General features: G+C 72.7%; 7 protein-coding genes. 3 read left to right on the forward strand and 4 right to left on the reverse strand.

What is annotated here, in order from left to right; translation table 11 throughout:
- Positions 1-213: 213 nt before the first annotated feature.
- The 4 genes from AC08OP_RS14500 to AC08OP_RS14515 all read right to left on the reverse strand — a co-directional run bounded on the left by AC08OP_RS14500 (position 214) and on the right by AC08OP_RS14515 (position 6283).
- Positions 214-1299, reverse strand: coding sequence for a small ribosomal subunit Rsm22 family protein (locus AC08OP_RS14500; protein WP_476614678.1), 1086 nt, complete (start codon positions 1297-1299; stop codon positions 214-216).
- Positions 1300-1459: 160 nt separating this feature from the next.
- Positions 1460-2233 (reverse strand): thioesterase II family protein, encoded by a 774-nt coding sequence (locus AC08OP_RS14505; protein ID WP_476614679.1) that lies wholly within the window; start codon positions 2231-2233, stop codon positions 1460-1462.
- 235 nt (positions 2234-2468) lie between these two features.
- The gene (locus tag AC08OP_RS14510; protein ID WP_476614680.1) at positions 2469-3677 is read right to left on the reverse strand and encodes an MFS transporter; all 1209 of its coding nucleotides are present in this window, start codon (positions 3675-3677) and stop codon (positions 2469-2471) included.
- 611 nt (positions 3678-4288) lie between these two features.
- A complete protein-coding gene (locus AC08OP_RS14515; RefSeq protein WP_476614681.1) occupies positions 4289-6283 on the reverse strand; it encodes a rhodanese-like domain-containing protein in 1995 nt (664 codons plus the stop codon).
- 21 nt (positions 6284-6304) lie between these two features.
- Between AC08OP_RS14515 and AC08OP_RS14520 the strand changes: the two genes are divergently transcribed.
- From AC08OP_RS14520 to AC08OP_RS14530, 3 genes are all read left to right on the forward strand, one after another.
- Entirely contained in the window at positions 6305-6673 is a 369-nt protein-coding gene (locus AC08OP_RS14520; protein ID WP_476614682.1) for a hypothetical protein, read from the forward strand.
- 137 nt (positions 6674-6810) lie between these two features.
- Positions 6811-8121, forward strand: coding sequence for a sensor domain-containing phosphodiesterase (locus AC08OP_RS14525; RefSeq protein ID WP_476614683.1), 1311 nt, complete (start codon positions 6811-6813; stop codon positions 8119-8121).
- A 182-nt stretch (positions 8122-8303) separates the two neighbouring features.
- Positions 8304-9590: a hypothetical protein gene (locus tag AC08OP_RS14530; protein WP_476614684.1), complete on the forward strand. Its 1287-nt coding sequence runs from the start codon at positions 8304-8306 to the stop codon at positions 9588-9590.
- Positions 9591-9640 lie beyond the last annotated feature (50 nt).

The following is a 9640-nucleotide window of genomic DNA, read 5'->3' on the forward strand; positions in this document are numbered from 1 at the left end:
GCCATGCCGAGCCGGTCATGTCCATCCGCCCGCCCTCCGCCCCGCCGTCCGTCTGACGGACCGGCCTCGACGCGCACCGGCACGACATAACAGACATAAGAGTAGACAGCCGGTAACCGGCCACGACTGCCGGGTACCAGGTCAAAGGGTTCCCGTCGCCGGGTTCAGGTCACCGGATTCAGGTCACCGGCGGGTCCCGCCGGTAACGGCGGGTCAGCGCGGCCCGATGCCGGGCGGGACGGCGTCACCCCAGGAGGCCCGCCGGGCCCAGCGGTAGGCCTTCTTCTCACTGCGGGAAACGACCACGTCCCCCTGCCGCGGCACGACCACGTCCCCCTGCCGCGGCGCCTCGCAGACCGTCAGCCGGACGTGGCCCGAGCGGGCCTGTGGCACGCGCAGCACCCGGCCGGCGGCGTGCGCGGGCGGGCGGCGCGACGCGACGAGGTAGGAGTACTTCTCGTCCTCGTACCCGAGCGCACCGTCCTTCATCGCCCGGTGCAGTGCGCTGCGCTCGACCCGCCGGCCGAAGTGGCACCAGTCCCCCGCCGTCATCGGGCAGTCGTCGTCGGCGGGGCAGGGCGCGGTGATGGTCGCGCCGGTCTCGACGAGCGCCGAGCGCGCGGCGCGGATCCGCGCGAAGCCGGCCGGGGTTCCCGCGTCGATGACGACCAGCTCCGCCGCGGTGGCCCGCCACCAGGCGGCCACGGCTGCGGCCCGGTCGCCGTCGGCGAGCTCGCCCAGCACATAGGCCGCCACCGTCAGGTCGGCCCGGTCCGCGCCGTCGCCGGGCGGGGTGAGCACGGACGTGCGCTGCCAGGTCGCCGTGCCCAAGGCCGGCGCGCCACCACGGCGGGCCAGCCGGCGACCGACGTCGATCATCAGCGCGGACCGCTCGACCAGGACGGCCCGGGTCACGCCGGGGAAGACCGCCAGCGCGGCCCAGGTCGCCGTCCCGGGACCCGCGCCCAGGTCGAGGACGGACCCGGGCCGCCAGTCCGGGCGGCGCAGCGCCACCTCACCGAGAACCGCGAGGGTGACCGCCAGCGTCGCGGGCAGGCGGGCGGCGAGGTAGGCCCGGACGTGATCCGCCGTCAGCTCACCGTCGCCCGGTGTGGCGACGTTCGCGCGATACCGGTCGGACAACTCCCGGTAGGCGCGGGACATCGCCCGCGACGGCGGGGTCCCCGCGGACGCGCCGGTCCCGGCCGCGACCGCGGCGAGCAGGCCGGCCACCGCACCTTCGTGCCCCTCGTATCCCTCGTGCCCCTCGTATCCCTTGCGTCCCGACCCGTACCGCACGGTCGAAGCCTAGCCGCGGTGCCACGGCCCCGAACGAAATACGCTGACGCGGATCCCGCCCGAGGTGCCGCCGGTGCCCGTGGCGGGGGTCACGTCCAGGTCGACACGTCCAGGTCGACAACGTTGACCGACGAGCCGGCCGGCGGGGCAAGCCGACGGGTCAGAGCGAGGGACCCGCAGTGGCCGCGGGAACCAGTCCGGCCGAGACGGTGTCGATGACGGCGGCCTGCTGGTCCGACAGGTAGAAATGACCACCGGGAAAGACCTTCAGCGTGAACGCGCCGGTCGTGTGCGCCCGCCATTGTTCGGCCTCGGCCACGGTGGCCTTGGCGTCGGAATCCCCGACCAGCGCGGTAATCGCCGTGCCAATCACCGCGTCCGAGGGGGCGGAATACGTTTCGATCGCCCGGTAGTCCGCCCGGGTGGGCGGCAGGATCAGCTCCAGCATTTCGGGATCGGCGAGGATGCGCGGGTCGGTTCCACCAAGCGCGTGGATTTCCCGTAGGAAACCCTCGTCGTCCAGGAGATGCACGGATTCGGCGCGGGAGGTCGACGGGGCTCTACGGCCGGAGGCGAACAGCACGAACGGCACCGGGCCGCCCGCCGCCTCCAACCGGCGGGTCACCTCGAAGGCGACGGTCGACCCCATACTGTGCCCGAAGAACGCCAGCGGGCGGTCGGTGAGGGAACGCAGCACGTCGGCAATGCGGTCCGCGAGGGGTTCGATGGCCGTCTCGGGCGCCTCCGTCCGCCGGTCCTGGCGGCCCGGATACTGCACCGAACGCACCTCGGCGACCGGCGACAATGCCCTGGACAGCGGGACGTAGAAGCTCGCCGCGCCGCCCGCATGGGGAAAACAGACGAGCCGAGGGGCGCTCGCCGGCGCCGGATGGAAACGCCTCAGCCACAGATCGACGTCACTGGGCACGGCCACCGCCGCGGTCGGATGCTCGCATGAGGATAGTACACCGCCCTCGTGATGGAATCGAATTATCTGGGAGAATCCCTCAGCCTCCAGATTATGCGGTGCAATGGCTCCCTGGGCTCTTTTTCGCTCGACATTCGGCACATCACCTCCGGTAACGAGACCACCCGGCGGCGGGCGGCCCGGTGCGGGAAAACGGGCAAGTGTGGCGGGTCAGGGACGGTCCGGAGACTGTGGGCCGTGACTAACCCTCCACAGTTCGGGCGCCGGCCGCCGGGACGCCGGCCGCCGGGACGCCGGCCGCTGGGACGCCGGCGCCCGGGGCGGCGGCCCGCGTGCGGTCAACCACCAGCGTGGCGATCGCGGCGGCGACCGAAACGAGACCTCCGATGTAAAACCCGGCGCGGGCGCCGCGGTGCTCGGTGAGCCAGCCGACGAACAGGGCACCTAGCGGCGTCGATCCCTGCAGGATCAGGGTATAGATCGCCATCACCCGGCCTCGGTACTGCGGATCGCTGCCGAGCTGGATGCGGTGATTCGCCGCCTGAGCGAAGTAGATCGTCGCGAAGCCGGTAGGGATCAGGAGCACGACCGCCATGGCATAGCTGGGCGCCCAGCCGGTCACCGTCTCCAGCAGGCCGAACGCGAGCGCGGATCCGATCACCGTGCCGGCCGACGGGCGGGTGCGGCGAGCGGTCGTCACGAGAGCCGCGAGCAGCGATCCGGCGGCGAGCCCGGTGGTGAGCAGCCCGAAGGCCGCCGCGTCGGCGTGAAATACCGTCCTGGCGAGCAGGGGCACGGTGAGCTGGAAGTTCAGGCCGAACAGCCCGATCGTCGCGACGAGTCCCAGCACGAGCACCAGGTCCTCCCGGCCGAGCACGTACCGCAGTCCGTCGACAACCCGGGTAGAGGTCACCCGGCGCGCGTCGCGGTGCATCTCGGCCGGGCGCATCATCCGCAGACCCACCACCGTCGCGAGGTAGCTCACGGCGTTGAACATCATGACCGGGCCGACGCCGAAGCCGCCGATCAACGGGCCAGCGACGGCCGGGCCGACGACCCGGGCGACGTTGAAGTACGCCGCGCTCAGCGCCGACGCGTTGGGGAGGAGTTCGGCGCCGACCAGTTCGCTCACGAAGGCCATCCGGGTCGGCATCTCGACGGCGTTCACGAGGCCGAGGCCCAGTGCGAACAGGCAGATCTGCCACAGCCGGACCGTGCCGGCTAACACCAGCAGCGACAGCGCCAAGGCGAGCAGGCCGGAGGCCAGGTTCGCGACGGTCAGTAGCCGGCGTTTGTCGTACCGATCCGCGAGCTTTCCGCCGTAGAGGGTCAGCAACAGCATCGGGGTGAACTGCAGGGCGGTCACGAGGCCCAGGGCTGTTCCCGAGTCGCCGCTCAGCGAAAGGACGAGCCAGTCCTGGGCCACGACCATCATCCAGGTTCCCGTCACGGACAACACCTGGCCACCCGCAAAGAGTCGGAAATTGTAGACGGACAAGGAACGGAAGGTGCCCTTGATGATGGTCTTCTCCTCGGGACGACGAAGTCATGAGGCGGGCAGCGCGCCCGGCCCCACTGCCCACATCGACAATGATGGGGCGAGCGGTCGAGGCTGTCCCCGTTCTCGTGTTCTCGCCGTTGGGACTGTTCTCACCATCGGTAGCGATTCTCACCATCGGGAGCGATGGGAAGAGCGGAGCGTTAGCGGCGGCGTCCGGGTCCAGCCTCGTCCGGGTCCCGCCTCACCTGACGGCGGGATGATGTACCTGACGGCGGGATGATGTCCCCGTCCGTAGTCCGGCAGGGGCCCGGGTTCTCGGCTGCATCCGGCGCTCCACTCCCGCCAGCCGGTACACGATCATGGACGGCGAGTTCTGGGGAGCGCGGCGAGTTCTGGGGAGCGCGGCGAGTTCTGGGGAGCAGGGAACGGTCCAGGGGTTGCAAACCGTGCCCAGGTCCCCAAAATTCGCCCGGCCCCGGCCCACCGTGCGAGAAGCGGCGTTCCTGACGGCACCGATCGCGGTGACGGCGGTGACGGCGGTGACGGCGGCGGTGATGGAGTCATTGCGGACCCGTGGCGACGGGCCGGTCGGGGTCGGACGACCAGGCCGACCAGGAACCCGGGTACAGGGCGGCGTCGATGCCGGCGACGGCGAGCGCGGCGATCTCGTGGGAGGCCGTCACTCCGGACCCGCAGTACACCCCGACCGGCCGCGACTGCCCGTCGGCCCCGTTCCCGCCGGCCCCGTTCCCGCTGCCGACGCCGAGGGCCGCGAACCGGGCCCGCAGCTCGTCCCGGGGCAGGAACCGGCCACTCGCGTCGAGGTTCTCCCCCGTCGCGGCGCTCACCGCTCCCGGGATGTGGCCGGCGCGCGGGTCGATCGGTTCCACCTCGCCGCGATACCGCTCGGCCGCGCGGGCGTCGAGGAGGACACCCTCGCGGGCCACCCGGGCGGCGCCGTCCGCGTCGAGCACCGGCAGCTGACCGGCGTGCAGGACGATGTCGCCGGGCGCCGAGATGATCTCCCCGGTCTCGAGCGGGAACCCGGCGTCCCGCCAGGCCGCGAGTGCCCCGTCGAGGATGCGGACGTCGGCGACGCCCGCCCAGCGCAGCAGCCACCAGGCCCGGGCGGCGGACAGCCCGCCGACCGCGTCGTAGACCACGACCGCACGCTCGGCGGTCAGTCCCCAGCGCCGGGCGGCCTGCTGGAGGTCGGCGAGCTCGGGCAGCGGATGCCGCCCGGCGGTCCCGCCCGGTGCGGCGGCGAGCTCGGTGTCCAGGTCGACGTAGACCGCGCCCGGCAGGTGGCCCTCGCGGTAGTGGTCGTGCCCGTGCGGGTCACCCAGCGCCCAGCGGACGTCGAGCAGCAGCGGCGGGCCGGGCGAGAGCAGCTCGTCGTGCAGACGCCTCACGTCGACGAGGACCTCCCCGAGCGCCGCGCCGGCACGCGTCCCGCCGGCATCCGGGGCCACGTCGGCGTAGGGGACCACACCGGCAGGTGCCGAGGCCACGCCGGCAGGTGCCGAGGCCAGCAGGGCGGCGAGGTCGGCCTGGTCGAATCCGCCCGGCGGTATGCCGGTGCGCGCCGCGGTGGCGATCCGCCGCTGCACCCCGGCGTTGACCGGTGCCGCCAGCCCGTGCAGGCGGGCCAGCAGCACGATCTCGCCGTTGAGGAAGTCCGACTCGACCGACCCGCCCCGCGCCAGGCTCTGCCAGGTGGAGCTGCCCTCCCGGGAGAAGCCGGGGATCTCGTGCAGAACGAGGCCGGACAGGTCGAGCCCGTCGTCCGGACGGACGCCGGCGGTCTCCACGCCGGCCGCGGCGAACACCCGCCGCGCCTCCTCGACCAGCGCGGCAGCCGCCGCGTCGCGCAGCTCGCTCGGGGCATAGATCGCGTCGAGGTTGTAGGCCAGGTTGCCCAGCAGCTTGCCGGCCTTGCGCCGGTCGATGTCCGCAACAACCGCGACGGCGAACGAGGCTCGGCGCAGGTCGGCCGCGACAGCCTCGGCGGTCGGGTCGTCGACGGCGCCACGAGGGGCGCGGCCCAGATAGAAGGCCGCCGCGAGCGGGGCCGCCGGGGACACGACCTCGCCGGGTCGCACGTGCGAGGAGGGGCTGAGGACGACCGCGTCGATCACCGTGGCGAACCGGCGCAACGCCGTGCGGGCGTTCTCGATCCCGTTCTGAAGCAGCACGACGGGCAGCGCCTCCGCCGCCGTGCGCCGCGTGCCGTCGGCGTCGACGTCGACCGGCCGCCACGCCCACTGCGCGAGCAGCGCCTCGGAGTCCTGCGACTTGGTGGCGAGGACGAGCACGTCGTCACCACGCAGGTCGACCTCGTCCGGGCCGCCGACGACGTCGAGGGGGATCCGCTGCTCGTCGGGCTCACCGCCGGGCGTGGCCGGCGGTCGGATGTAGCGCAGCCCGCCCGCCCGCAGCGCCGCGAGGTTCGCGCCCCGGGCCACGACGACGACGTCGATCCCGGCGAGCCGCAGCTCCACGGCGACGGTCGCGCCGACGGCCCCGGCTCCGATGACGATGTACCTGCGACTCATCGTGCGTACCTGCGAATCATCGTGCGTCCTTATCCTTGGTGCGGCGGCGGGCGCGGCCGCGAACCGTTGCCCGGGGATCGCGCCAAGCAGCTCGCGGGTGTGGTCTTGCGTCGGCGCGGTGAGGACGTCGGCCGCCGGACCACTCTCGACGATGCGGCCGGCGCGCAGCACCGCGACCTCGTGGGCGAGCTGGTCGAGCAGCTCGCGCACCCGGGCGGCGCGGCTGGCCCGGTCGCCGACGTGGAAGGAGACCAGCGGCTCGGCGATGCTCTCCCCGACGGTGGACCGCGGGTCCAGCGAGGAGAACGGGTTCTGGTGGACGAACTGGAACCGCCGCCGCAGCCGGAGTCGTCCGCCCCCGGCGCGTGTAGGCGATGGACAGCCCGGTGAGCTCCACGATGTTCCGGCCCGCCACGGCGTCTGCCTTCGTGCTCACCGTGCTTACCGTATTCACGTGCTCACCATATTCACCGTGCTCACCGGCATGCTCGCGCTCCGGCCCGGCATGACAGCAGGTGGTTTCGGGCATGCCGAACATGGAGGTGGTCCGGATGGCGGATGCGCTGTCGACGTTGGGCCCGCCGGCAGGCGTCACGCAGCCGGACACGGTAGTGACGGATCTACTCGAGATCCTGCGCCGACAGCTGCGGATGGACGTCGCGGGGCTGGCCCGGATCGACGGGGATCTGCTTGTCCTGCAGGTTCTCAGCGGGGACGCACGGGGGTTCAGGCTGGCGCCGGGTTCGACGATCCGCCGCGAGCACGCCCTGCTCGGGCGGGTGCTGTCCGGCGAGATACCGGTGATCGTCGCGGATACGCGCACCGATCCGCGCACCGCGGGCGCGGGCCTCGTCCGCGAGCTGGGAGTCGGCGCGTACGCCGCGGCGCCGGTCGCCGACAACGACGGCGAGGTGTACGGCATAGTCGGCTGCTTCGCCCACGACGCGCTCCCTCAGCCACGCGACCGCGACGTGCACTTCCTGCACCTGTTGGCGGCCTTCCTGAGTGACGCGGTCCTCGACCTGCACCGCCTGTGGGAACAGCGACGCCGCATCTGGCAGGAGGTTAGCGACCTCATCGACGCGGGTGGCCCAAAGATGATCTTTCAGCCGATCTTCAGGCTCGCAGACGAACGGATCGTCGGGGTCGAGGCGCTGTCCCGCTTCCCCCACACGACCGGCGGTGCGCAGCAATGGTACAATGACGCCGCGACCGTCGGCCTGAGCATCGAGCTGGAACTCATGGCAATCCGCCACGCGCTGACCGTCCTGCCGACGCTCCCGTCCGACCTCACCCTCGCCGTCAACGCCTCGCCGTCCACTATCACCTCCGGCCTGATCGACATCCTTCCCGACCAGGGGGCCGATCGCCTCATCGTGGAGATCACCGAGCACGAGCACATCGGCGACGACTCGGAGCTGCTGGCCGCCGTCAGCATGCTGCGCCGCCGCGGAGTCCGCATCGCGATCGACGACGTCGGCACCGGCTACGCGGGCCTGGAACAGCTCATCCACCTGCGCCCGGAGATCATCAAACTGGATCGGGTCCTCACCCACGGGATCGACACCGATCCGGCCAGGCGCGCCATCGCGACGGGACTGGTGCAGGTCGCCGGCGAGATCGGCGGCTGCGTCATCGCCGAGGGCATCGAGACCCCGATGGAGCTCGACACGGCGATGGCGGCCGGAATCCCCTACGGCCAAGGTTACCTGCTTGGTCATCCCACCACGACCGCCGGGGCCGCCTGGGTGGAGCACTCCGCGCACCGGCCGACGGCCGCCGAACCGGAACCGGTGCCGGTGCCGGTGCCGGCCGCATCCTCCCGGCGGCTCGGCTGAGCCCGTGGCGGCTACCCGGGGCGGGGTCAGCCACGTCGAGCACCGGATCATGATCGACCCGGGCCTCTGACCCCACGGCCGGCTGGCCCACCGCCACAGCGCCAGCACGAGGTACCAGCCGGGGTGACGCCAAGGTGACAGTGGGCCACCCGGCGGTTCCGTAGGCCATACGCTCACCAGCCATGACCGCGGTGGCTACGGGGGTACGGCGCCGGGCGGCGACCCCGCCGGGCCGGCTGCGCCTGCTGTCCGTGCTCGTGGTCCTCGCGCTCGTCGCACTGTGGGCCACCGTCCTCGGCGCCACGCAGACCCGCCGGCACGCGGTCGACACCCTGGCCAAGGACAGCGGCGCGTCCTTCATCGCCGCCCAGAGCCTGCGCGCCGAGCTCTCCGCGGCGGATGCCACGGCGGCCCGTGCCTTCCTCGCCGGCGGCGTCGAACCACCGGGGCAGCGTCCCGCCTACGCGCGCAGCATCGCCGCGGCGAGCGACCGCGTCGTCGATCTCGCCCGCGCTGGCAGTCCACGCCAGCCCCTGGCCGTGCTCTCCGCGCAACTGCCCGTCTACACCGGCCTGGTCGAACGGGCCCGGGCGAACAACCGGCTCGGCCTCGCCGTCGGCGGGGCCTACCTGCGGCAGGCGTCCGCGCTGATGCGGGACACCATCCTGCCCGCCGCCGACGCGCTGGCCGCCGCCGACGCCACCGACATCGACCACGGCTACCGGCGGGCGAGCTCCTGGCACCAGGTGCTCCTGGTCGGCGCCGTCGGTGCCGCGACGCTCGCCGGGCTCGTCGCGCTGCAGGTGCGGCTGTTCCGGCGCACCCACCGGATCCTCAATCCGCCGCTGCTCGCCGCCACGGCGCTCACCGCAATCATCCTCGGGTTGACGCTGACCGCGTTCGGCGTGGAACGCGGCCGTCTCGTCGAGAGCCGGGACCACGGGTACGTCCCGATGACGCTGACCGCGCAGGCCCGGATGCTGGCATTACGGGCGTGGGGCGACGAAAGCCTGTCGCTGGTCGCCCACGGCAACAGCGTGGAACTCGGCGAGGACGCCCGCGCCGCGGCCGCCCGGCTGGGCTACGACGGCAGGGGGCGACGGACCGGGACCGGGGTTCTGCCGGCGACGGTGGCCCTGCGCGGCCCGGACGGCCCGGCCCGCGCCGCCCTGGAACCGGCCTGGCGCGGGTACCAGGCGACAAGCCTGCGGGTCGGTAACCTGGTGTCCGATGTCGGCGGGTTCCAGCAGGCGGTGGCCGTGGCGCTCGGCGAGGGCACGACCTCCTTCACCCGGTTCGACGACGCCTCGGAAGCGGTGTTCACGACCAGCCGTACCCGCTTCGAAGCGCGCCTGTCCGCCGCCGGCGAGGCGCTGAGCCGCCTGCCGCTCGGCGCCACCGTGGCGCTCGGGCTCGCCGCGGCCCTGGCCTTCGTCGGCATCCAGCTGAGAATCAACGACTACCGGTGAGCCAATGATGATCATCCGGTTCGCGGTGACGCGAGCGGTGACGGTACTGA

The organism is Frankia sp. CeRuru1 (assembly GCF_977966315.1).